General features: G+C 61.2%; 19 protein-coding genes. 9 read left to right on the top strand and 10 right to left on the bottom strand.

The features are described 5' to 3' along the window. Positions 1-9: 9 nt before the first annotated feature. On the bottom strand, positions 10-168 hold the full coding sequence (locus tag MUN81_RS11675; protein WP_245110567.1) for a lmo0937 family membrane protein: 159 nt from the start codon (positions 166-168) through the stop codon (positions 10-12). A 198-nt stretch (positions 169-366) separates the two neighbouring features. On the opposite strand from MUN81_RS11675, the gene MUN81_RS11670 reads away from it, so the two are divergent. Next, a complete protein-coding gene (locus MUN81_RS11670) occupies positions 367-1,254 on the top strand; it encodes a 3-hydroxybutyryl-CoA dehydrogenase (protein ID WP_245110565.1) in 888 nt (295 codons plus the stop codon). Between the two features lie 195 nt (positions 1,255-1,449). Continuing rightward, positions 1,450-1,986 (top strand): peptide-methionine (S)-S-oxide reductase MsrA, encoded by a 537-nt coding sequence (gene msrA / locus MUN81_RS11665; protein WP_245110563.1) that lies wholly within the window; start codon positions 1,450-1,452, stop codon positions 1,984-1,986. A gap of 77 nt (positions 1,987-2,063) precedes the next feature. Here msrA and MUN81_RS11660 read toward each other — a convergent pair whose 3' ends face one another. The 3 genes from MUN81_RS11660 to MUN81_RS11650 all read right to left on the bottom strand — a co-directional run bounded on the left by MUN81_RS11660 (position 2,064) and on the right by MUN81_RS11650 (position 6,175). Then, complete coding sequence (locus MUN81_RS11660; RefSeq protein WP_245110561.1) at positions 2,064-3,353, bottom strand: hypothetical protein; 1,290 nt, start codon at positions 3,351-3,353, stop codon at positions 2,064-2,066. 40 nt (positions 3,354-3,393) lie between these two features. Further along, a complete protein-coding gene (locus tag MUN81_RS11655) occupies positions 3,394-5,163 on the bottom strand; it encodes a S8 family peptidase (RefSeq protein ID WP_245110559.1) in 1,770 nt (589 codons plus the stop codon). Between the two features lie 187 nt (positions 5,164-5,350). After that, positions 5,351-6,175 carry a 2,3,4,5-tetrahydropyridine-2,6-dicarboxylate N-succinyltransferase gene (locus MUN81_RS11650; protein WP_245110558.1) on the bottom strand — a complete coding sequence of 275 codons (825 nt, stop codon included), beginning with the start codon at positions 6,173-6,175 and terminating at the stop codon, positions 5,351-5,353. A 382-nt stretch (positions 6,176-6,557) separates the two neighbouring features. Here MUN81_RS11650 and MUN81_RS11645 point away from each other — a divergent pair, with 382 nt between their 5' ends. The 7 genes from MUN81_RS11645 (at position 6,558) to MUN81_RS11615 (ending at position 16,087) form a co-directional block, all read left to right on the top strand. Then, positions 6,558-8,933, top strand: coding sequence for a TonB-dependent receptor (locus MUN81_RS11645; protein WP_245110556.1), 2,376 nt, complete (start codon positions 6,558-6,560; stop codon positions 8,931-8,933). 134 nt (positions 8,934-9,067) lie between these two features. Further along, positions 9,068-9,976 carry a DUF4249 domain-containing protein gene (locus MUN81_RS11640; RefSeq protein WP_245110554.1) on the top strand — a complete coding sequence of 303 codons (909 nt, stop codon included), beginning with the start codon at positions 9,068-9,070 and terminating at the stop codon, positions 9,974-9,976. Between the two features lie 99 nt (positions 9,977-10,075). Continuing rightward, positions 10,076-11,263 (top strand): glycosyltransferase, encoded by a 1,188-nt coding sequence (locus tag MUN81_RS11635; RefSeq protein WP_245110552.1) that lies wholly within the window; start codon positions 10,076-10,078, stop codon positions 11,261-11,263. Positions 11,264-11,372: 109 nt separating this feature from the next. Further along, the gene (locus MUN81_RS11630; RefSeq protein WP_245110550.1) at positions 11,373-12,383 is read left to right on the top strand and encodes a beta-ketoacyl-ACP synthase III; all 1,011 of its coding nucleotides are present in this window, start codon (positions 11,373-11,375) and stop codon (positions 12,381-12,383) included. 109 nt (positions 12,384-12,492) lie between these two features. Continuing rightward, a complete protein-coding gene (locus tag MUN81_RS11625; protein ID WP_245110548.1) occupies positions 12,493-13,155 on the top strand; it encodes a metal-dependent transcriptional regulator in 663 nt (220 codons plus the stop codon). Between the two features lie 12 nt (positions 13,156-13,167). Further along, on the top strand, positions 13,168-14,589 hold the full coding sequence (mnmE, locus tag MUN81_RS11620) for a tRNA uridine-5-carboxymethylaminomethyl(34) synthesis GTPase MnmE (RefSeq protein WP_245110546.1): 1,422 nt from the start codon (positions 13,168-13,170) through the stop codon (positions 14,587-14,589). A 205-nt stretch (positions 14,590-14,794) separates the two neighbouring features. Beyond that, positions 14,795-16,087: a citrate synthase gene (locus MUN81_RS11615; protein WP_245110544.1), complete on the top strand. Its 1,293-nt coding sequence runs from the start codon at positions 14,795-14,797 to the stop codon at positions 16,085-16,087. Between the two features lie 92 nt (positions 16,088-16,179). On the opposite strand, the gene MUN81_RS11610 is transcribed toward MUN81_RS11615, so the two are convergent. From MUN81_RS11610 to lepA, 6 genes are all read right to left on the bottom strand, one after another. Further along, positions 16,180-16,374 carry a DUF4177 domain-containing protein gene (locus tag MUN81_RS11610; protein ID WP_245110542.1) on the bottom strand — a complete coding sequence of 65 codons (195 nt, stop codon included), beginning with the start codon at positions 16,372-16,374 and terminating at the stop codon, positions 16,180-16,182. Positions 16,375-16,428: 54 nt separating this feature from the next. Further along, a complete protein-coding gene (locus tag MUN81_RS11605; protein WP_245110541.1) occupies positions 16,429-16,803 on the bottom strand; it encodes a hypothetical protein in 375 nt (124 codons plus the stop codon). Between the two features lie 331 nt (positions 16,804-17,134). Next, positions 17,135-19,111 (bottom strand): OmpA family protein, encoded by a 1,977-nt coding sequence (locus tag MUN81_RS11600; protein WP_245110539.1) that lies wholly within the window; start codon positions 19,109-19,111, stop codon positions 17,135-17,137. A gap of 8 nt (positions 19,112-19,119) precedes the next feature. Beyond that, the gene (locus MUN81_RS11595; protein ID WP_245117383.1) at positions 19,120-19,701 is read right to left on the bottom strand and encodes a 7-carboxy-7-deazaguanine synthase QueE; all 582 of its coding nucleotides are present in this window, start codon (positions 19,699-19,701) and stop codon (positions 19,120-19,122) included. A 203-nt stretch (positions 19,702-19,904) separates the two neighbouring features. Further along, the gene (folD, locus tag MUN81_RS11590) at positions 19,905-20,816 is read right to left on the bottom strand and encodes a bifunctional methylenetetrahydrofolate dehydrogenase/methenyltetrahydrofolate cyclohydrolase FolD (protein WP_245110537.1); all 912 of its coding nucleotides are present in this window, start codon (positions 20,814-20,816) and stop codon (positions 19,905-19,907) included. A 151-nt stretch (positions 20,817-20,967) separates the two neighbouring features. Next, on the bottom strand, positions 20,968-22,755 hold the full coding sequence (gene lepA, locus MUN81_RS11585; protein ID WP_245110536.1) for a translation elongation factor 4: 1,788 nt from the start codon (positions 22,753-22,755) through the stop codon (positions 20,968-20,970). Positions 22,756-22,877 lie beyond the last annotated feature (122 nt).

Here is a 22,877-nt window from a genome sequence, read left to right as displayed (position 1 = left end):
CGGGGTGCGTTAGACGGCGCTTCGGCCGCTGATAACGCGCAGGAGCACTGCGATGATGGCAATGACCAACAGGGTGTGGATGATGCCGCCCGTGTAGAAGCCACCGAAGTAGCTAACGGCCCAAATGATGATGAGGATGACGGCGATGATATACAGGAGGTTGCCCATGGCTAGAGAGTGTGTGAAGGAGGTGAAAGAAACAACTATGTGGCCTTGTACGGGGGTGTTTTGAAAAGGATATAATAATTGAAAAAATATTTAGCTGGATGCAAACAAAAATGGCAGATGCTAATGGCAGCGTAGCTTTGCAACCATCGGGCATTTGCCCGGTTTCAGCACTCCCACCCACTCTTTTTCCGCTTCTATATGAACGTCGCCGTTATTGGCTCCGGCACCATGGGCAATGGCATTGCCCACGTTTTTGCGCAGCACGGCTTTGCTGTTTCGCTCATCGACATCAGCCAGCCGGCACTCGACCGGGCCCTGGGCACCATCACCAAAAACCTCGACCGCCAGGTGGCCAAGGCCACGCTGAGCGAAGACGACAAAACCGCCACCCTGGGTCGCCTGCGCACCTTCACCTCGCTGGCCGAGGGCGTGGCCACCGCCGAGTTGGTGGTAGAAGCCGCCACCGAAAACGTGGACCTCAAGCTGCAAATCTTCCGCGACCTCGACCAGCATGCGCCCGCCAAAGCCATTCTGGCCTCCAATACGTCGTCGATTTCCATTACTAAAATTGCGGCCGTCACCAAGCGGCCGCAGCAGGTGATTGGCATGCACTTCATGAACCCCGTGCCGGTGATGAAGCTGGTGGAGGTGATTCGCGGCTACGCCACCTCCGACGCCGTGACGCAGAAAGTGATGGACCTGTCGCGCCAGTTGGGCAAAACCCCCACCGAAGTGAATGACTACCCCGGTTTCGTGGCCAACCGCATTCTGATGCCGATGATAAACGAGGCCATCATCACGCTGTTTGAGGGCGTGGCCGGCGTGGAGGAAATCGACACGGTGATGAAGCTGGGCATGGCCCACCCCATGGGCCCGCTGCAGCTGGCTGATTTTATTGGCCTGGACGTGTGCCTGGCCATTCTGCGGGTGTTGCACGAAGGCTTGGGTAACCCCAAATACGCCCCCTGCCCCCTGCTGGTGAACATGGTGATGGCCGGCCGGCTGGGCGTGAAGTCGGGCGAAGGCTTTTACCAGCACACGGCCGGCTCGAAGGAGCTAGTGGTAGCCGAGCGGTTCCGGAAGTAAGGCCAGCTTGTAGGCAGTCTCAGAACGTCATGCTGAGCGCCGTCGAAGCATCTCTACCGCAGCAGTAATCATATTGCGGTAGAGATGCCTCGACGGCGCTCAGCATGACGTTCTTTCATTACCGCTCTTGTAAGGAATAAACCTCTGCCGCGTCTACCGCGTTGTTACTAAACACAACGAATCAACATCCTATCCATGCAACATGCAACATTTGGCGCCGGCTGCTTCTGGTGCGTCGAGGCCGTTTTTCAGAACCTGAAAGGGGTTGAAAAAGTGGTTTCGGGCTATACCGGCGGCCGCATTGCCAACCCTACTTACAAGGAAGTGTGCAGCGGCCTCACGGGGCACAACGAAGTCATTGACATCACTTTCGACCCGGCCGTTATCAGCTATAAGGAGCTGCTCGAGATTTTCTGGAAAACCCACGACCCCACCACCCTCAACCGTCAGGGCAACGACGTGGGCACGCAGTATCGCTCGGGCATCTACTACCACAACGACGAGCAGAAGCAGCTGGCCGAGGAGTATAAGAAAAAGCTCAACGACAACCAGGCCTTCCCCAACCCCGTGGTGACGGAGATTCTGCCCGCCCCGGCCTTCTACCCGGCCGAGGACTACCACCAGAACTACTTCAACCTGCACGGCCACGAGCCCTACTGCCAGTTTGTGGCCCGCCCCAAAGTGGACAAGGTGAAGGCACTGTTTGGCGACAAGCTGAAGGCGGGGGTGTAATTCAATCCTTTTTGCCCACACAAAAACGAGGTGCCGCTTGCGTGGCACCTCGTTTTTGTGTGGAGATTCATACGAACTCAAGTGGTGGCAACCGCCTGCATGATGGCGGCGGCAACCTCCTCCCGGCTTATGTCGGAATGGTTGCCAATGATGCCATCGGCATTGAGGTTGTGGATACGGCCTGGCGCAAAGGCGTAGGTGCCGGGAACGCGCAACAGCGTGCCGGTGGTGGCCTCGGGGGTTTTCTGGGCGCCGTTGCGGCCGATGCCGCCGTACGTGTCCGTGGGGCCGCCCAGGTCGGCCGCCACTTGGCCGGCCAGACGCGAGGCCAGCGGGTACATGCGGCCCACGGCAAAGTCGGCGGCAGTGTGGGTGGCCAGCACGGGGCCGGTAACGCGCCGTGAGGTAAGCAACGGCCGGAAGAAGCCGGGCTTGTGGCTGTCGTCGTAGCTGTCCGAAAAGCCGTAGTGCGAAAATGCCGCCTGGAGCAGGCTCAGTGAAGCCGCCTCAAACTGGTCTTGCCCGCTGATGGCGGCCGTCACCAGCCGCCCGCCAAAACTGTGGCCCACCAAATGCAGCTTCAGCGCCGGGTGAACCTGCTTGATGCTGGCGAGCACCCCGCGCAACCCGGTGCTGCCTACCAGGCCTGCCCGCTCTTTCATCTGATAGTAGGTGGTGAAGTTGAGCAAATTGCGCGCGCCGGCTTTTATGTCGCTGAAAATGTCGCCCAGGCCCGCCACGTGCCCCAGCGCGGGGGTGCCTTCGGCCGCGGCCGGTGCAGTTGTTAAGAGGTCGGGTTGGCCCAGCTTTTCCACGAGCGAGCTGCTGGGCGCACCCTGCACGTGCTCTAATCCGTCGATGTCCTGGGTGGTGGCCGTTTCAACGCCGGCCAGCACACTTTTCAGCAGGTCGGCAAAGCGCGTGCGGGCCGTTTGCTTGTCTTCCAGCAAAGGGACCAGGCTTTTGGCTTCGTCTAACGCAGCGTCTGCCCCGTTGGCATCGAAAGCCCCGCGGAGCAGCTCAAGCTGGGCGAGCAGCTCCGCATCGGCCACCTGCGACGCCCCGCTGGCGGCCCCTCCCGGAATCAGGTCGCTGTCGGCAAACTTTTTAGATGGCCACTGCACGCCCAGCACGGCAAACGTGCGGCCCACTGGCGCAAAACGCCGCAAAAACCCCAGCAGGCCGTCGTATAGGGCATGGGCCTCGTCCGTGTCGTTGTTCCAGCCGTGCGAGAGCACCAGCAAATCGGTCACGGGCGTGGCCGATAAATGGGCAAGCAATTCGGCCACTTCAGTCGGAGCGACGACCTCGCCCTTCTTATTGAAATTGATGGGAAAGAACGGAAACTCGTGCAGCGTAGTCATCATCAACAGAGAAAAGGTGAGAGAAAAGCGTAAAAACAGGCGGTTACACGGACTGGATGGCCCGCATGAGGTCGACGAGGCCGGCGCCCTGGAAATACCGCTCGCGCTTGAGGTCGGTGGCCGACTCCAGGAATAAGCCCTTTACTTTTTCGGGATAGCCAATGAATTCGCGGCGGATGGAGAGGAAAGCCGCCACCGCTCCCGACACGTGCGGGGCCGCCATGCTGGTGCCGCTTTGCTCGAGGTAATGGCAATCCTGCTTGACTTTGCTCTCCATTTCCTGCTTTTTGGTACCCGCCGCGCAGGAGATGATTTTTTCGCCGGGTGCCACAAGGTCGGGCTTGAGGCGGCCGTCGCCGGTGGGGCCTTTCGAGGAGAAGTAGGACACGCCGTAAACGTGGGGCATGTCGCGGTGCGTGGCCCCCACCGTGATGGCCAGGTCGGCATTGCCCGGGTCGTTGATGGTGAGCGACATGCCGGCTGATATCTGGCCGTTGAATTTGCTTTGGGCCACGCCGTAGCCGGTGTTGCCGGCGGCCACCACCACCACCACGCCCGAGCGCACCAGGCGGTTCACCTCCACGCACAGCGGGCTTTGGCCGCAGGCAAACCACTCGGGCTCAAACGGGTAGCCCACGCTCATGTTGACGCCCTGAATGAGCAGGTTGCGGCCGTGGCCGTTCAGCTCCTGAATCAGGGCAATGGCGGCGATGAGGTTGCTGGCTTCGCCCTGGCCCTTGTCGTCCATCACCTTCAGGCTCATGAGCTTGCACTTGGGCGCAATGCCGCTGATGTGGGGTATTTTCTGCTGCACGTAGTCGACGTCGCCCATGCCGTCACGCTCGCGCGAAAACGCCCGCAGGTACTCGGGCGGGTCGGCGGTGGGCGCGCTCATTTCGCCGGCAATGATGCCTGCCACGTGCGTGCCGTGCCCGAGGCCGTCGGAGAGCGGGCCGGTACTGGTGGGCGAGTTGGTGAAGTCGCGGTGTTCGAGCGGGGCCAGCAGCTTCAGGTTTTCGTGCTTCGTGAAATGCTCGTGCTCGTTGATGCCGGAATCGAGCACGGCCCACACAATGCCCTGCCCCGAGGCGGCGTACGACACCTGGGCGGCGTCGGCCTTCACCGTCGAGATGGACTTATTCACCAGCGCGTTGATGGGGAAATCGGGCCAGATGCGGTAGATGGCGCGCGCGCTCACGCCGGCCGGCACCGCCAGGAGGGCCGCATTGTGCGCATCCTGGCGCACCAGGCGGCGGATGTCATCGCCTTTCAAGCGCACAAACAGATACTGCTGCACGTATTGGTTTTTCGCGTTTTCATCGGCCTCTGTGCCCAGGTTTGGCACCAAGTCATTGAGAGCCTTCACCACCCAGTCCCGGGCGCCTTTGCGGCCTTCGGGGTGTTGCAGGTTTAAGTCGATGATGACGGCAAACGTCTCGCTCTCCCACGTTTTTGTGGGCGAATTCAGCAGGGCCCTGAACCAGAGCAGCCAATCGTGCCGCGCCTGCCTGTTGAGAGAAATCCAAAAGGCATAAACACTTTTTGGCAGAAATCGCCACGGAAATGAAAAGTGAAGGTCTCTTTCATCAACCGTGTCGAACACCTCATTAAAGCGTACTGCTTTTTTTAGGAAGGCCTCCCACTTATCTGGCTCCTCGCCCACGAGGGCGCGTAATTCGCGGTACCAAGTCCTGGCGTTGTCGTCGGCGGCGAGCTTGAGCAGCAGCGGCAGGGCAATGACTGATTTATCTAGATTGTGCGGGTCGAAGGACGATGCTAGCGTGGGGTCTTCGGGAAAGTCTTGGTCGGCCATGGCAGAAAAAAGTAGATGAGAGCGTGCGCTTGTACAGTGCAACGCTGTGATGACCTGACGCCTCACAGCTTGTACTCACGCAATATCTCAGTTAAATCCCGGAATATAGCAACTCATCTTTCTTGGCCACAAAAAAGACCCGCGGACATCCGCGGGTCTTTTTTGTGGCTGGTATGGGCAATGGGGCCTACACGCTCACGCCGAAATCTCGCAGCGCATCATTCAGCGAGGTTTTCAAGTCCGTGCTGGGCTTGCGCTGGCCGATGATGAGGGCGCAGGGCACCTGGTATTCGCCGGCCGGAAACTGCTTGGCGATGGAGCCGGGAATGACGACCGAGCGCGGCGGCACGTAGCCTTTGTATTCCTTGGGCTCGGCACCGGTCACGTCGATGATTTTGGTGCTGCCGGTGATGGTGACGCCCGCGCCAATCACGGCCTCAGCGCCGATGCGGCAGCCTTCGACCAGGATGCTACGCGAGCCGATGAAGGCGCCGTCTTCGATGATGACGGGGGCCGCCTGCACGGGCTCGAGCACGCCGCCGATGCCCACGCCGCCGCTCAGGTGCACGCCTTTGCCAATTTGGGCGCAGCTGCCCACGGTGGCCCAGGTGTCGACCATGGTGCCCTCGCCCACGTAGGCGCCGATGTTGGTGTAGCTGGGCATGAGGATGACGCCGGGGGCCAGGTAGGCGCCGTAGCGGGCCACGGCGGGCGGCACCACGCGCACCTGCTGGCCGGCGTAGTCGGTTTTGAGCAGCATCTTGTCGTGGTATTCAAAGGGCCCCACTTCCTGGGTGCTCATCTGGCGGATGGGGAAGTAGAGGATGACGGCTTTCTTCACCCAGTCGTTCACTTGCCACTCGTTGGCGCGGTCTTGCGGAGGTTCGGCCACGCGCAGGCGGCCCTTGTCGAGCTCTTCGATGACGTGCTCGATGGCGGCTTTGGTTTCGGGGGTTTGGAGCAGGGCGCGGTCGGCCCAGGCGGCTTCGATGAGTGATTGGAGGTCGGACATTTGACGAAATGGATGGGCCGGGTGATACGTTGGCCGCTTGAGAAGCTGCAAAATTAGCATTCCAGCGGGCTACCAGCGGACACCGGGACTATGGCGGGTGCGCGGCAATGAAGTATTCGGCCTAGAGGTGAGGATTGAGCGCACCCCGGGGCCGGGATGAGCCGCCAGTTTCATGCAACGCACAAGCGGGGCCATGCCTCGCTTGTGCGTCGTTCTGCCCTACCAGTTAACTTTCAAGGAGGCTGCGCGTTTATCAACATGAAGAACGCATGAAGAAGCGAAGCATTGTCGCCGCCGTGGGCGGTAAAGACAGTGAAGTGGCGGACGCACCAGGGCCAGCGACCGTTCATCAGCCACGAAAACCAGCAGGCCAAAGAAGCATATGCCAACAAGGATTCGCACCAGCTACCGGGCCGCGGCCATCATACTCTTGCTGGGGTTGCTGGCGCCGCAGCTGGGCTGGGCGCAGGCGCGGCACGTGCTCAGCGGGCTGGTGCGCGGTACCGACGGGTCGGCCCTGCCGGGCGCTACCGTGGCCGTGCCGACCCTGGGCCTGGGCACGGCCACCGACGAAAACGGCCGCTACCGCCTCGATGTGCCGGCGGGGCCGCAGGAGGTGCTGGTATCATTCGTGGGCTATCTGCCCCAGACGTTTCGGGTGAACCTAGCCCGCAACCAGCAGCGCGACCTGACGCTGACGCCCAACGCCAATGAGCTGACCGAGGTGGTGGTGCAGGGCCAGCAAACGCTGGAGGAAAAGCTCGTGACCACGCAGATGGGCGTGGAGCACCTCAGCATCCGCGAGGCCAAGCTGCTGCCGGCGTTGTTTGGCGAGGTGGACATTCTGAAAACCCTACAGCTTAAGCCCGGCGTGCAGAGCGGCGGCGAGGGCAGCAGCGGCCTGTTCGTGCGCGGCGGCTCCTCGGACCAAAACCTGGTACTGCTCGACAACGCCCTTATCTATAATCCCAACCACTTGTTCGGGCTGTTTTCGGTGTTCAACTCCGACGCGGTGCAGAGCGTGGATTTGTACAAGTCGGGCTTTCCGGCGCAGTTTGGCGGGCGGCTCTCGTCGGTGATTGACGTTCGGCTGCGCGAGGGCAGCCGCGAGAAGTTCACCGTGACCGGCGGCATCGGGCTCATTGCCTCGCGCCTGAGTCTGGAAGGTCCGCTGGGCAAACGCGAAGACGGCCAGCCGGCCAAGGGCTCGTTCATCGTGAGCGCGCGGCGCACTTACTTCGACGTGTTCACGCGCGCCATCAACCGGGCCAATGCCGGCACGGAGGGCTACCGGCCCATTCCCGACTATTATTTTCAGGACTTCAACGCCAAAGCCAACTACACGCTGGGCGAGAAGGACCAAGTGTTTGCCACCGGCTACCTGGGGCGCGACGTGTTCGGCTTCAACTCGTTTGGCAACCTGCAGGCCAATTTTTCATGGGGCAATACGCTGGGCACGCTGCGCTGGCAGCACACGTTTTCGCCCCGCCTCACGGCCAACACCCAGGTGGGCCTGACGAGTTACCGCTACTCACTGGGCAGCCAGGTCGACGTGGCTTCGTTTGGACTGACCTCAACCATTCGGGACTACAACGCCCGGGTCAATTTCGACTACGACCTGAATCCCGCACACAAGCTGCGCTTCGGAGCCAGCTTCACGCACCACACCTTCGGGGTAGGCCGGCTGCAGGTCGAAACGGCCGACAACTCGCTCAACGTGGATGACGACATCAGCTACCCCGCGCTGGAGGGCGGCCTCTACGCCAGCGACAACTGGAAGGTGAGCGACAAGCTGCAGGCCGAGGTGGGACTGCGCCTGAGCGGCTTCAGCAGCGACGCGGGGCAGCTGTATGGCGGGCTGGAGCCGCGGCTGGCGGCGCGCTACGCCTTCAACAGCAAGCTTTCGCTGAAAGCCAACTACGCCCTGATGTACCAGTACGCCCACCTGGCCAGCAACACGGGCGCCTCGCTGCCGACGGACATCTGGTACCCCTCGCGGCTGAGCGTGAAGCCGCAGCGCTCGCAGCAGGTGAGCACGGGCGTGAGCTGGCTGCTGTTCGGCGGCAAGTTTTTGCTGACCGATGAGGTGTACTACAAGTGGGCGCAAAACCAGGTTGATTTCCGCGACGGCGCCCAGATTTTCGCCAACCCCAACCTCGACCAGGAATTTCTGTTCGGCAAGGGCTGGAGCTACGGCAACGAGCTGTACCTGGAAAAGCAAAAAGGCAAAACCACCGGCTGGATAGGCTACACTCTGGCCTGGAGCTGGCGGCGCTTCCCGCCCCAGCGCGGCACCACGGGCATCAACGACGGGCGCGACTACTACCCCAGCTACGACCGCCGCCACAACCTGAACGTGGTGGTGCTGCACCAGCTCAACACCCGCCTGAGCCTCACGGCCAGCTTCGTGTACACCAGCAGCGCGCCCACCACGCTGCCAGCCGGCCGCTTCCCGCTGCAAAACGTGCCGGGCGGCGAGATTCTGGCCGTGCCCGTGTACCCCGACCGCAACACCTACCGCCTCATCCCCTACCACCGCCTCGACCTGGGCGTGGTGTGGAAGCTGCGCCCCGTACGCTTCGGCACCGAACGCGACCTCACTTTCAGCATCTACAACGCATACGACCGGCGCAACGCCTACTTCGTGTACTTCGAAATCTCGCGCAACCCCAACACCGACCTCATCGACGGCTTCACGGCGCAGCAGGTGTCGCTGTTTCCCATCATCCCATCGGTCACTTACAATTTTAAATTCTAGCGTGATGGACTCTCCCAAAACGTCATGCAGAGCGCAGCGAAGCATCTTTACCTCGGAAGTAAATAATTACTGCTGCGGTAAAGATGCTTCGCTGCGCTCTGCATGACGTTTTGAAATCGTCCTCAAGTATCATTATGTCAATCAAGCAAATACTCAATAAATTCACTCTCGGCGGCTCCCTGCTGCTGGCCACCGGCTGCAACCTCGAAAACGAGGTGGACGTGGTGCTGCCCGCCTACACGCCCGAGTTGGTGGTGGAGTGCTATTTGAAGGCCGGCGAGGTGCCCCACCTCACGGTGGTGGAGTCGGGCACCTACCTGCCCTCGAAGGCCGATGGCACCGGACAGCCTACCATCACGCTGCCCACCGCCGCCGTGCCCACGCTGGGGCTGGGCATCAACGGCATCACCATCCAGCTGCCGGTCGATGTGGTGGTGCGGCTCACGCTGCCGGGCGGGCAGTCGGTGCCGCTGCGGTTCGCGCCGGGCATCGACCCGGTGACGCGCAAGATTTTCACGCACATCGGCACGGCGCCGTTGGCCGCGCAGCCGGGGCAGCGCTTCGGGCTCGATGTCAGTGACACGCGCGGGCACCACGTGACGGGCACCGCCGGCGTGCCCAGCTTCGTGCCGATTGACACTGTGCGCTACGCCTCCAACGGCGTAACTGGTCCCGAACGGCGCACCAACTTCATCACCCGGTGGACCGACCCGGCTGGCTCCGCCGACTATTACCGCCTGCTGCTCACCAACCAGCGTGACCTCAACGACTCGGAGGGCGACTACCTGGTGACGGACCAGCTGTTCGACGGCCAGACCTATACCGCCCCCACCACCTACCGCTTCACGCCCGGCGACACCATGACGGCCACCCTCTTTCACATGGACGCCGACTACTACAACTTCCAGCAGAGCGTGCGTGGGGCCGTTTCGGCCAACGGCAACCCCTTCGCGCAGCCGGCCCGTATTCGCAGCACGGTGCAGGGCGGCCTGGGCGTGTTCACGGTGCTCGTGGCCGACCAGCGCACGGTGGTACTAAAATAAGACTCTAATGAATAGACCGGCTCTGAAAACAAGCTTCCTTGGCTTTAGCGCTACGCACGGCCGTTTGTATGCTCCTGGCAAATCCAGCATCTTTGAGCCGTGTCTGCCTCTTTTCCGTCTTCCTTCGTGGTGCTGCTGGCCTCAGTGCTAAAGCCGGTAGACGACACCCGCATGCTAGGCAAGTTTGCGCACACGCTATTGGAGCGGCCCACCTCCCAGGTATTCGTAGCCGGCCGCAGCAGCTTCGATGGCTTGGAGCCTTACTGGGTGCAAAACTACTTTCCCCGCCTGGTGGCGCACGGTATATTCTGGGGCTCACGCCTCAGCATGACCCGGCTGCGGGCGCAGGGCCGCTATTGGCGCCTGCTGCGGGTGCTGAAGCCGGACCTGGTCATTGTGCACGCGCCGGAGCTGCTGCCGCTCACGCTGCTGTGGCAGCGCTTGGGCTCGGGCCGGAAATTCCTCTACGACATCCGCGAAAACTACGCGCTCAACGTTTCCACCCAACACGTGTACCGCGGCCTTGCCAAGCGCGTGCTGGCGGCTGGCTTGCGCCGGGTCGAAGGCTGGGCCGCCAGCCGGGCGGCCGGCGTACTCTTGGCCGAAGCCAGCTACGCCGATGAGCTGCCCTTCCTGGCCGCACTGCCGGCCGGCCGGGTGGTGGTGCTCGAAAATAAATACCAGCCCACTGCCGAAGAAGCGTTGCCGACTCAGCCCGTTTCCCTGCCGCCTCCCACCCAGCCCCTGCGGCTGCTGTATTCGGGCACCATTTCCGAACTCAATGGCGTGTGGGAAGCCATTGCGCTGGCCGAGGCGTTGCGCCCCGCCTGGCCGGGCGGGGTGCAGCTCACCATTATCGGCTTTTGCCAGCAGCCCCTGCTGCTGCAACGGCTTCAGGAAAAGGTGGCCGCGAATGCGGACTGGCTCAGCCTAGTGGGCGGCCCGGAGCCCGTGCCCCACGCCGACATCGTAGCCGAAATCGGTCGTAGTCACCTTGGCCTGCTGCCGTACCGCCCCCACACCAGCACCGAACGGTGCCGCCCCACCAAGCTGTTTGAGTACCTGGCCCACGGCCTGCCGGTGCTCTCAGCGCCCAATCCGCTGTGGCTGGAGTTGCTGCAAAAGCACGGGGCGGGGCTGCCGCTCGACTTCTCTCACCCCGTGGATGCGGCGGCGCTGGTGGCTCGGCTGAAAGCGACCAATTTCTACCCAGACGGCATTCCGGCGGAGGCGCTATGGGCCGGCGAAGGCAAAAAATTGTGGCTTTTGCTGGATTCTCTCGTTTAACCTGCCACCTTTGCGCCCATTTTGCGTCAACTGAGCGGCTTGGTTATTAGTCAGGTTCTTCTCTCTTTCGCGCTTCTCCGCAGTATTCCCACCCCTACTTACCCTGTTTATGGCAACGCTACGTCATTCTTACATCGCCGGAGTCGGCCACTACGTTCCGAGCCGCGTCGTGAAAAACGCCGAGCTGGAGCCCATGATGAACACCTCCGACGCTTGGATTCAGGAACGGACCGGCATTCAGGAGCGTCGCTGGTTTGAAGAAGGCACCGACACCACCGCCAACATGGCCGCCAACGCCTCGCGCAAAGCCCTGGAAATGGCCGGCGTGGAAGCCAATGACGTGCAGATGATAGTATTTGCCACGCTCTCGCCCGATTATTTCTTCCCCGGCTCGGGCGTGCTGCTGCAACGCGAGCTCGGCATCACCAACAACTGCCCCGCGCTCGACGTGCGCAACCAGTGCTCGGGCTTCGTGTACGCCCTTTCGGTGGCCGACCAGTTCATTCGTACCGGCATGTACGACACGGTGCTGGTGGTGGGCTCCGAAATCCACTCCTCCGGCCTCGATAAGTCGCCCAACGGGCGCGGCGTGGCCGTTATTTTTGGTGATGGCGCCGGCGCCGTGGTGCTGCGGCCCAGCACCGAGGAAGGCCAGGGCATTCTGAGCACGCATCTGCACTCGCAGGGCGAGTTTGCCGAGGAGCTCATCGTGAAAGAGCCCAGCTCGAACCGCGACAACCGCAACCAGCGGATGATGGAAAACGAGCAGGACCTCTACCCGTTCATGAACGGCCAGAACGTGTTCAAGCACGCCGTGGTGCGCTTCCCGCAGGTCATCAAGGAAGCGCTGGACCAGAACGGCTACCAGCCGCAGGACGTGGACATGCTGATTCCGCACCAGGCCAACCTGCGCATCACGCAGTACGTGCAGCAGAAAATGGGCCTGACCGACGACAAGGTGTTCAGCAACATCCAGCGCTACGGCAACACCACCGCCGCTTCCGTGCCCCTCGCCCTGAGCGAAGCCGTGCAGGAAGGCAAAATCAAGCGCGGCGACCTGGTGTGTCTCGCCGCTTTCGGCAGCGGCTTCACCTGGGCCTCGGCGCTGATTAAATGGTAGGAAGCCTGTCCTGCTGAGCGCAGTCGAAGCATCTCCACCGAGAGCGTAAATAATTACTTACGCGGTGGAGATGCTTCGACTGCGCTCAGCAGGACGTTCTTTGTATTGCATGCCAAGCCAGACAGAAGAAAACTACCTCAAAGCCATTTTCAAGCTGGCCGAGGCCGAACCCGACACCACGGGCGTGAGCACCAACCGCATTGCGGCCGCGCTGGACACCCGCGCCGCCTCGGTGACCGACATGCTACGCCGCTTGGCCGACAAGGGCCTGCTGAACTACGAAAAGTACCGCGGCGTGCAACTCACCGCCGAGGGCCAGCGCCTGGCCCTGCTCACCATCCGCAAGCACCGGCTGTGGGAGGTATTTCTGGTGCAGCAGCTGGGCTTCAATTGGGACGAGGTGCACGAAGTGGCCGAAGAGCTGGAACACGTGCAGTCGCCCCTGCTCATGCGCCGCCTCGACGCCTTCCTGGGCCACCCCGCCCTCGACCCGCACGGCGACCCCATTCCGGCCGAAGACGGGGCCATGCGCCGCCCCGCCCACCGGCTGCTGGCCGACCTCTCGGCCAGCGAGCGCGGCACCCTGGCGGCCGTTAAAAACACTTCCGCGCCCTTCCTGCAATACCTCGACAAGGTGGGCCTGCAGCTCGGCGCGCTGGTTGAAGTGTTGGATAAGGTGGCGTTTGATAACTCCTTTGAAATCCGCATCAACCGCGAACGAACGGCGCTTATCTCAGCCGAAGTCAGCCGTAATTTGTTTGTAACGGCGTAACCGAAACCTGTCGTGGCCCAAGCTCTGTTTTCCGATACCATTGTGGCTTTGTCCACGCCACCGGGCGCGGGCGCGCTGGCCGTTGTGCGCCTATCGGGCCCGGCTGCCGTGGCCACCACTGCGTCTGTGTTTTCTAAGAAAAACCTGGCCAATGCCGCGGGGCACACCTTGCACTACGGCACCCTGCGCGACCCCGAATCCGGCGACATCATCGACGAAGTGGTGGTGGCGCTGTACCGGACGCCCCGCTCCTTCACCCGCGAAGACGTGGTCGAAATCAGCTGCCACGGCTCCGACTACGTGGTGCGCCAGGTGCTGGCTTTGCTCCTGCGCCACGGCGCCCGGCTGGCCGAAGCCGGCGAGTTCACCAAGCGCGCCTTCCTGAACGGGGCCATGGACCTGGCCCAGGCCGAAGCCGTGGCCGACCTCATCGCCGCCGACTCGGCCCTGAGCCACCGCGTGGCCCTCAATCAACTGCGCGGAGGTTTCTCGCAGGAGCTGCGTGACCTACGGGGCCGGCTCATCAAGTTCGCCGCGCTGCTGGAGCTGGAGCTGGATTTTGGCGAAGAAGATGTGGAGTTTGCCGACCGCACCGGCCTGGCCCACTTGCTGAATGAAGTGCGCGGCGTAGTGGCCGGCCTGCTGCGTTCGTTTGAATTGGGCAACGTCATCAAAAACGGCATCACCGCCGTGATTGCCGGGCGGCCTAATGCTGGCAAGTCAACGCTGCTCAACGCTTTGCTGCGCGAGGAGCGCGCCATTGTGTCGGCCATTCCGGGCACCACGCGCGACTTCATCGAGGACGAGGTCAGCATCGATGGCCTGCGGTTTCGCTTCGTGGACACTGCCGGCCTGCGCGACGATACGGCCGACGAAGTGGAGGCCATTGGCGTGGCCCGCACCCGCGAACGGGTCAGCAAAGCCGCGCTGCTGCTCTACTTGTTCGACCTGACCCAGATGCATCCCGAGGAAGTACAGGTTGAAATCAGGGAACTTACCCAAGGGCTCGACCTGCCGGTAATGGCCGTGGGCAACAAAACCGACCTGGCTGCGCCCGGTGCCCAAGCTGCCTTCGCCTCCGGGTTTCGGATTCCTGACGCGGCAGGCCCGGAAACACCGCTGGTGTTCTTGGCGGCCGGGCAAGGCCAGGGCCTGGAGGCGCTGCACGAGGCGCTGGTGCGCCAAGTACGCGGCTCGGCGCTGGAAAACACGGCTTCGGCCACCATTGTGACCAACGTGCGCCACGCCCGCGCCCTCGAAGCTGCTGCTAACCACCTGGCCGCCGTGCAGGTTGGCCTCGATACCGGCCGCGGCACCGAGCTGCTGGCGGCCGATTTGCGCCACGCCCTGGCCGCGCTGGGCGAGATTACCGGCGAAATTTCATCCGAAGATTTGCTCACCAGCATCTTCACGCAGTTCTGCATCGGCAAGTAAGGCCCGGCTTAATATCGTTTTAACTGCGGGCAGGGCGAAATCTTCGCAATCGTTGCCATCGGCTCTCAGGGCTTTTTTACGGGCATTTTAGAAACACTCCGTGGCTTTCTGTTGTAGTGAAGGCGCGGCGTAAGGCCCCAAAATTTCCCGGCTTACGGCGTATGCCTTAGTTTCGCACCGTATTATTTCCCCATTCCTCCCGCCCATGGCAGAATCTGCTGAACTCATCCTCGACGGCAAGTCCATTACGTTGCCCGTCATCGAAGGCACCGAACACGAAAAGGCGTTTGACATCGGCAAGCTGCGCGACCAGACTGGCTACGTAACCCTCGACTCGGGCTACAAAAACACCGGCGCCACCAAAAGCGCCATCACTTTCCTCGACGGCGAAGAAGGCATTCTGCGCTACCGCGGCTACCCTATCGAGCAGTTGGCTGAGAAGTCGAGCTTCCTCGAAGTAGCCTACCTGCTGATTTATGGCGCCCTGCCCACCAAGGCCGAGCTGGACAACTTCAGCGGCCAAATCACCAAGCACACCTTGGTGCACGAGGACATGCGCAAGATTTTCGACGGTTTCCCCTCGGCCACGCACCCCATGGCCATCCTGTCGTCGCTCATCTGCGCCCTCACCGGCTTCTATCCGCAGAGCGTGTCGCCCGACCTCAGCCCCGAGGAGATGGAGCTCAACATCATTCGCCTGCTGGCGAAGATGCCGACCATCGCGGCCTGGACCTACAAAAACAACATGGGCCATCCGTTGAACTACCCGCGCAACGACATGGACTATTGCGCCAACTTTCTCTACATGATGTTCAGCTTCCCCACCGAGAAGTATGAAATCAACCCCGTGGTGGTAAGCGCCCTGAACAAGCTCCTCATCCTGCACGCCGACCACGAGCAAAACTGCTCCACCAGCACCGTGCGCCTCGTAGGCTCGGCCAACGCCAGCCTCTACGGCTCGGTTTCGGCAGGCATCAACGCACTGTGGGGCCCGCTCCACGGCGGCGCCAACCAAGAGGTGATTGAGATGCTGGAAGCCATTGAAGCCGACGGCGGCGACACCAGCAAGTTCATTGCCAAGGCCAAGGACAAGAACGACTCGTTCCGCCTCATGGGCTTCGGTCACCGCGTGTACAAGAACTTCGACCCTCGCGCCACCATCATCAAAAAGGCCGCCGACGAAGTGCTGCAAGCTCTCGGCCTGCAAGACAGCCCGCTGCTGAAAATCGCGCAGGAATTGGAGCAAGCCGCCCTTACCGACTCGTACTTCATCGAGCGCAAGCTCTACCCGAACGTGGACTTCTACTCGGGCATCATCTACAAAGCCTTGGGCATCCCCACCGAGATGTTCACGGTGATGTTTGCCTTGGGCCGCCTGCCTGGCTGGATTGCCCAGTGGAAAGAGATGCGCGAGAACAAAGAGCCCATCGGCCGCCCGCGTCAGATTTACACCGGCGAGCTGGAACGCGATTACGTCGCCATCGACGCCCGCGCCTAACGGCTTTCGGATTCCCCTAAAAAGCAGAGGCCTGAAACGAATTCGTTTCAGGCCTCTGCTTTTTGCGTTCGAATGTCTACAAAGGGCTTGCGCTAAGCCATTATTTCGCGCTTAAGGGTAACGAGCAGTCCGCGGGTTTGGTGCGAGGTAAAGATGGTGTCCACTACCGCGACCACCTCCCACCCTTCCCGCCCCAGGGCGTTCAGGTGATTGGTGAGCTCCTGGTAATCGATGCCGCTGAAGAATCCGCTCACGGTGTCCAGCAATCGGTATTCAAAGTATTTCATAGGGCGCGGGGCCGCAGCCCCGCTACCCATCGCAGCGGGGCTGTAGCCAAAAGCTTACTTGATGCGGTGCGCGGTGAAGTTGTTGCGCAGCGACTGGTACGCCACCAGCTGCTGGGGCTGCAGCAGGTTGGACAGCTCAAACTCGTAGCGTTGCTGGGCTTCGGCCAGGCGCGTGTCGCGCTCCTCGGCGCTGGCGCCGTTGAGCAGAATCTCCAGGTCGCGGCGTTCGGTGAGCATGTTCAGGTGCAGCTGCTTCACCGCGAGGTACTGGGCCTCGTTGAAATGAATGTGCCGGGCCAGAGCACGGGTGAGCGTGGTAGCCCGCGTCATCATGGCCTGCGAGTACGAGCCATCGCCGGGGCCGGCGGCAGCGGCCGGGCCGCCATACAGGCCAGCCGTGAGGCAGGTTGCCAGGAAAAGATTTTTCATGGGAAATGGGTTAGGAGAATGGGTGAACAGCCAACCTTCCTCGATTGACCTGACCAAACGTAATGAGAATTTTCGCTTGCACCGAAAAACATTTTTTTGGCACTTTTTTAATTGTCGAATTTTTGTCAATCATTATAAATGCCTGATTTATAATTATGTAATAACAAATTTAAAAACTTCGCAGTGAGGCAAAAAAAAAGCTCGCCATCGGGCGAGCCATATTTTTTTAAGCGCGAATGCTATTAAATTTTCACTTCTTTAAAGCCTTGCTTTAAGTAAAACAGCGGCTGTTGAGTAACGCTTTAACTGCGACCCATACCCGGCGCGAACCTCACAGAATGTGCAATTCGATGCGCCGATTGAGCTGCCGGTGCGCCTCCGTATCGTTCGGCGCCAGCGGATGGCCTTCGCCGTAGCCTTTGGAACGCAGGCGCGTGAGCGGAATGCCGTGGCCGGACAGGTAGTCGACCACCGACTGCGACCGGCGCTGCGAGAGCTGCAGGTTCGACTCGGGCGTGCCTACGTTGTCGGTGTAGCCCGAAACCTCGATTTGCACGTCGCGGTACTGGCGCAGAAACTCGATGAGGCGGTTGAGCTCGGTGCGCGACTGGGGCTTAAGCTCGTACTTATTGGTGTCGAAAAACAGGTTGTTCAGCACCACGGTGCGGCCGGCCCGCACGGGCTCCAAGTAGATGTCCAGTGTGAGCGGGTTGAAGGAATGCTGGTTGGAATAGTCGAAGCTGAGGCTTTTGAGCAGGTACTTGTCGGCCGCGGCGTACATGGCGTAGTGGTGGCCTTCGTTGAGCACCACGGTGTAGTCGCCGTATTCCGGGTCGGAGGTTACGAACTGGGTCAGCACATCGGTGTCGAGGTCGTAGAGCTTGACCTCGGCCTTGAGCGGCTTTTTGGTGTTGGCATCGAATACCCGGCCCTGCGTGTAGGTGCTGGTTTCGCGCGCCTTCACCGGTGCGGGCACCGCAAAGCTGAACAGCTCCACGGGCCGCTCCCGCGCCAGCCGGTAACCGCCAGAAGGTTCTTCCGAGGCGCGGCTGCGCGAGCAAAAGCCTTTTTGGTTGTCGGAAGTGATGAACAGCGAGGCCTCGTTTTCGAACGTATTGAGCGGGTAGCCCAGGTTGCGGGGCTCGCTCCAGGCGCCGGCCACGCTTTTCTCGCACCGGAACACGTCGAGCCCGCCCATGCCCACCAAGCCATCGGTTACATAATAAAGTGTCGTACCGCTGGCGTGGATGAACGGGGCCATGTCCTTACCGGCGGTGTTCACGGGCGTGCCCAGGTTCTGGGCCATGCTCCAGTTGCCGTCGGGCTGCAGCGTGGTCACGTAGATGTCTTCCTGGCCCTGCCCGCCGCGGCGCGTCGACGTGAAGTATAAGGTGCGGCCGTCGGCCGAAAGCGAAGGCTGCGAATCCCACTCCGTGGAGTTCACGTTGGTGCCCAGGTTCACGGGCGCGCTCCAGTTGTTACCGGTGCGGCGCGAGATGTACAAGTCGCAATTGCCAATGGCCTTGGGACGGTCGCAGGAAGCAAACACGAGGGTTTTGCCGTCACCCGAAATCGAGCCGGCCCCTTCGTTGTAGCTGGAGTTGATGGCCGGCGAAATGGGCACCGGCGCCCCCATCGAGCCGTCCTTGTTCTGGCGGCTCACATACAGGTCCTCGCCGCTGCTGGCCGCCGGGCGACCCGTAAAGAGCAGGAAGCGGTTATCGGCCGTCAGGGCCGGGAAGTACTGAAACTTAAAGCTGTTCAGCGGCGAGGGCAGCGCCACCGGTGCTTCGCCCTGTGGGTGCTTCATGGCTTCGAGCGCAAACTCGCAGGTGAGCAGCTGGCGCTGCGACTTGGCGAGGTTTTTCTGCGTCTTGGGCGCCACCTTCATCAGCTGCTTGTACGCGTCGAGGCCGGTTTGGTAGTCGCCGTAGCTCAGGGCCAGGTCGCCCAGCAGCTGGTACTCAGAAGCGTGCGAGGCATCGGGCGCCACCTTGGCCAGACCATTGCGGTAAGCTGCAAAAGCGCTGCGGTTGTCGCCCATGGCTTTCAGCAAGGAGCCCTTCAGCAGAAAGGCCTCCCCAAACGAGGGGAACTTCTCGTTGAGCTGGTTAAGGGTTTCCACGGCCTTCACAAAGTCCCGTTCCTTGGTTTGCTGCTGCGCCTTTTCCAGTAAGGCCCGCGCCTTCGTATTGGTGGGCGTTTGCACCTTGGGCATAATCTGGGCCGACGCTACATCGGCCGAGCCCAGGCAAAACGCCCACATCACTGCGAGGCGCAATGCCCCCAACACTTTTTTGCGACGCATAGGGTACGCTATGGAATGTCAAGATACTTATGGGTTTGGAGCGACACCTGCCATTGCGGATGTTGCTTCACATACTCTACCAGCTCGGGGGTCATGCGGGCGGCACGGCTCCATTCGGGCTGTAAGTATAAGCGGGCGGTGCCGGGCACCAGCGCGGCGTGCTCTTCGGCCCAGGCAAAATCGGTGCCGTTAAACACCACCACTTTCAGCTCGTGGGCGGCTGCCAGCACTTCCGGCAGCGGGGACTTGAATTTTTTGGGCGACACGCACACCCAGTCCCAGGTGCCGGACAGCGGGTGCGCACCGGAGGTTTCTATCCAAGTGCGGCAGCCGGCTGCCTGCAGGGCGGCCGTGAGCGGGCCGAGGTCGTGCATGAGGGGCTCGCCGCCGGTAATGACGACGTTGCGGCCGGGGTATTCCAATACGGCGTCAACCAGCTGCGCCACCGACTGTCGCGGGTGGGCATTGGCATCCCACGACTCTTTCACGTCGCACCAGTGGCAGCCCACGTCGCAGCCGCCCAAGCGGATGAAGTAGGCAGCCCGGCCGGTGTTGTAGCCCTCGCCCTGGATGGTATAGAATTGCTCCATCACGGGCAGGAGCGCGCTGCCGGTGGCCACGGCGTTCTCGCCGATAGGTGCAATTATTTCAGAAGAAAGTAAAGTCACGGGTATCATGGTAATGCAGGCGTCAGGATGCCAAGCAGCCTTAACGCTGGCAATGGGACGCACTGTTCCAAGGCCGGACTTTAAAAGTACAGGTTCGGCCCACTATAACCAAATATTCCAAAAAATCAGCCGGCCTGGCGCGGGTATATTTCGCCCTTGGCGGCGCGCAAGGTGTTGAGCAGAAGCATGGCGATGGTCATGGGACCGACGCCACCGGGCACGGGCGTGATGGCCGACGCCAGGGGCGCCACCTCGGCAAAGTTCACATCGCCTTTCAGCACGTAGCCGCTCTTCTTGCTGGCATCGGCCACGCGGGTAGTACCCACGTCAATAACCACGGCGCCGGGCCGCACCATATCGCCGGTCACAAACTCCGGGCGGCCAATGGCGGCCACTACGATGTCGGCCGTGCGGCAAATCTCCGCCAGGTTCTGCGTCCGCGAGTGGCATAAAGTAACGGTGCAGTTGGCTGTATCTAAATTCTTAGCTAGCAATATGCTAACCGGCGTACCTACAATGTTGGAACGGCCAATAACCACGCAGTGCTTGCCGCTGGTTTTGATGCCCTGACGGGCCAGCAGCTCCACGATGCCAGAGGGCGTGGCGGGCAGCAGCGCCGGCAGGCCAGCCACCATGCGGCCGATGTTCATGGGGTGAAAACCGTCGACGTCCTTCTCGGGTCGGATGGCTTCAATGACCTTCTCCGGGTCGATGTGCTTGGGCAGCGGCAGCTGCACAATGAAGCCGTCAATCTCGGGGTCGTGGTTCAGCTCGTTCACTTTGGCCAGCAGCTCAGCCTCGGTGATGTCGTCTTCGTAGCGCAGCAGCGTGGACGCGAACCCGACCCGCTCGCAGGCCAGCACTTTGTTGCGCACGTAGGTTTCGGAGCCGCCGTCGTGGCCCACCAGAATGGCTGCGAGGTGGGGCACCTTCTTGCCGGCCGCTTTCAGGGCAGCTACTTCGGTGGCGATTTCGGCTTTGATGTCCTCGGCGGTTTGCTTGCCGTCGATGAGGTTGGAAGTGGTGGTTGAGGTCATTGGATACTTGTCATCCTGAGCGCAGCGAAGGACCTTACCACGTCCGCGCCGCTCAATTACATAACATCCCGAGAATGCAGCCGTGATAAGGTCCTTCGCTGCGCTCAAGATGATAAAACAAAAAAGCGGCCCGAAAGCCGCTTTTTTCAAATCAATCGATTTTCAACACTGCCAGGAAGGCTTCCTGCGGGATTTCGACGGAACCCACCGAGCGCATCCGCTTCTTGCCTTCTTTCTGCTTTTCGAGCAGCTTGCGCTTGCGCGAGATGTCGCCGCCGTAGCACTTGGCAATTACGTTTTTGCGCAGGGCCTTCACGGTTTCGCGGGCAATGATTTTTTGCCCAATCGAAGCCTGAATGGCGATGTCGAACATCTGGCGGGGCAGCAGCTCGCGGAGCTTCTCGCAGAGGCGCTTGCCCCACTCGTAGCTCTTAGAGCGGTGCACGATGGCCGACAGGGCGTCGACCTTCTCGCCGTTCAGCATCACGTCGAGCTTCACCATGTCCGATTCGCGGAAGCCAATCAGCTCGTAGTCGAGCGAGGCGTAACCGCGGCTGATGGACTTAAGCTTGTCGAAAAAGTCGAACACGATTTCGGACAGCGGCAGCTCAAAGCTCATTTCTACCCGCTCCGAAGTGAGGTAGCTCTGGCCTTTGATGATGCCGCGCTTGTCCATGCACAGCGTGATGATGGGGCCGACGTACTCCGAAGCCGTAATAATCTGGGCTTTGATGTATGGCTCCTCAATGTGCTTAATCAGGTTCGGTTCGGGCATCTCGCTCGGCGCGTTGATGGTCAGCATCTGGTCCTTGGTGCCGGTGGCGTGGAACTGCACGCTCGGCACGGTGGTGATAACCGTCATGTTGAACTCACGCTCGAGGCGCTCCTGCACGATTTCCATGTGCAGCATGCCCAGGAAGCCGCAGCGGAAACCGAAGCCCAGGGCCACGGAGGTTTCGGGCTCCCACACCAGCGAGGCGTCGTTGAGCTGCAGCTTTTCCATGCTGGAGCGCAGCTCTTCGTACTCGGTGGTATCAACCGGGTAGATGCCGGCGAATACCATCGGTTTCACGTCGGCAAAGCCCTGGATGGCTTCGGGCGTGGGCCGGTGCACGTGCGTGATGGTGTCGCCCACCTTCACCTCGCGGGCTTCCTTAATGCCCGAGATGAGGTAGCCCACGTTGCCGGCGCTGATTTCCTGGCGCGGCTCTTGGTTGAGGCCAAGAATACCGATTTCGTCGGCGCCGTACTCCTTACCGGTAGCCATAAAGCGGAGCTTGTCGCCCTTTTTCATGGTGCCGTTCTTGATGCGAAACAGGACTTCGATGCCCCGGTAGGAATTGAATACCGAGTCAAAAATCAGGGCCTGCAGGGGGCCTTCGGGGTCGCCTTTCGGCGCCGGCACCCGCTCGCAGATGGCGTTCAGGATGTTTTCGATGCCGATGCCGGCCTTGCCGGAGGCATGAATGATATCGTCGGGCTTGCAGCCGATGAGGTCCACGATTTCGTCGGTCACTTCCTCCGGCATGGCGTGCGGGAGGTCGATTTTGTTGAGCACGGGAATGATTTCCAAGTCGGCCCCGATGGCGAGGTAGAGATTGGAAATCGTCTGGGCTTCAATACCCTGCGAAGCGTCCACAATCAGGAGTGCGCCTTCGCAGGCGGCGATGCTGCGGCTCACTTCGTAGCTAAAGTCGACGTGGCCGGGCGTGTCAATCAAGTTCAGCGTGTAGGTTTCCCCTTTGTAGGGGTACTGCATCTGAATGGCGTGGCTCTTGATGGTGATGCCGCGCTCACGCTCGAGGTCCATGTTGTCGAGCAGTTGGGCCTGCATGTCGCGCTTGGCCACGGTGCTGGTGAACTCCAGCAGGCGGTCGGCCAGGGTGCTTTTGCCGTGGTCGATGTGGGCAATGATGCAAAAATTGCGGATATTCTTCACAGAGGGCGGTTTTTCAGAGCACGAAGGTACGAAACATGGGGCGCAAAAGCCAGTTGGCGGCCCCGGAGGGCTCAAACGACCGGGTAGTATAAGTGCCCCTAGCGCCGTAGTTTTGTCGATTA

It is taken from the genome of Hymenobacter sp. 5317J-9 (assembly GCF_022921075.1).
GTDB lineage: Bacteria > Bacteroidota > Bacteroidia > Cytophagales > Hymenobacteraceae > Hymenobacter.
The sequence above is the reverse complement of the archived record's forward strand: the minus strand, read 5'-3'. Positions and strand labels throughout refer to the sequence as shown.

Bases quoted from the DNA above. Each gene is read 5' to 3' on its own strand.
- MUN81_RS11675 (WP_245110567.1), bottom strand. From the start codon at position 168: ATGGGCAACCTCCTGTATATCATCGCCGTCATCCTCATCATCATTTGG.
- MUN81_RS11595 (WP_245117383.1), bottom strand. From the start codon at position 19,701: ATGGAGCAATTCTATACCATCCAGGGCGAGGGCTACAACACCGGCCGG.
- MUN81_RS11660 (WP_245110561.1), bottom strand. From the start codon at position 3,353: ATGATGACTACGCTGCACGAGTTTCCGTTCTTTCCCATCAATTTCAAT.
- MUN81_RS11650 (WP_245110558.1), bottom strand. From the start codon at position 6,175: ATGTCCGACCTCCAATCACTCATCGAAGCCGCCTGGGCCGACCGCGCC.
- MUN81_RS11670 (WP_245110565.1), top strand. From the start codon at position 367: ATGAACGTCGCCGTTATTGGCTCCGGCACCATGGGCAATGGCATTGCC.
- MUN81_RS11645 (WP_245110556.1), top strand. From the start codon at position 6,558: ATGCCAACAAGGATTCGCACCAGCTACCGGGCCGCGGCCATCATACTC.
- folD (WP_245110537.1), bottom strand. From the start codon at position 20,816: ATGACCTCAACCACCACTTCCAACCTCATCGACGGCAAGCAAACCGCC.
- MUN81_RS11655 (WP_245110559.1), bottom strand. From the start codon at position 5,163: ATGGCCGACCAAGACTTTCCCGAAGACCCCACGCTAGCATCGTCCTTC.
- MUN81_RS11610 (WP_245110542.1), bottom strand. From the start codon at position 16,374: ATGAAATACTTTGAATACCGATTGCTGGACACCGTGAGCGGATTCTTC.
- MUN81_RS11630 (WP_245110550.1), top strand. From the start codon at position 11,373: ATGGCAACGCTACGTCATTCTTACATCGCCGGAGTCGGCCACTACGTT.
- msrA (WP_245110563.1), top strand. From the start codon at position 1,450: ATGCAACATGCAACATTTGGCGCCGGCTGCTTCTGGTGCGTCGAGGCC.
- MUN81_RS11615 (WP_245110544.1), top strand. From the start codon at position 14,795: ATGGCAGAATCTGCTGAACTCATCCTCGACGGCAAGTCCATTACGTTG.
- MUN81_RS11640 (WP_245110554.1), top strand. From the start codon at position 9,068: ATGTCAATCAAGCAAATACTCAATAAATTCACTCTCGGCGGCTCCCTG.
- MUN81_RS11625 (WP_245110548.1), top strand. From the start codon at position 12,493: ATGCCAAGCCAGACAGAAGAAAACTACCTCAAAGCCATTTTCAAGCTG.
- MUN81_RS11605 (WP_245110541.1), bottom strand. From the start codon at position 16,803: ATGAAAAATCTTTTCCTGGCAACCTGCCTCACGGCTGGCCTGTATGGC.
- MUN81_RS11600 (WP_245110539.1), bottom strand. From the start codon at position 19,111: ATGCGTCGCAAAAAAGTGTTGGGGGCATTGCGCCTCGCAGTGATGTGG.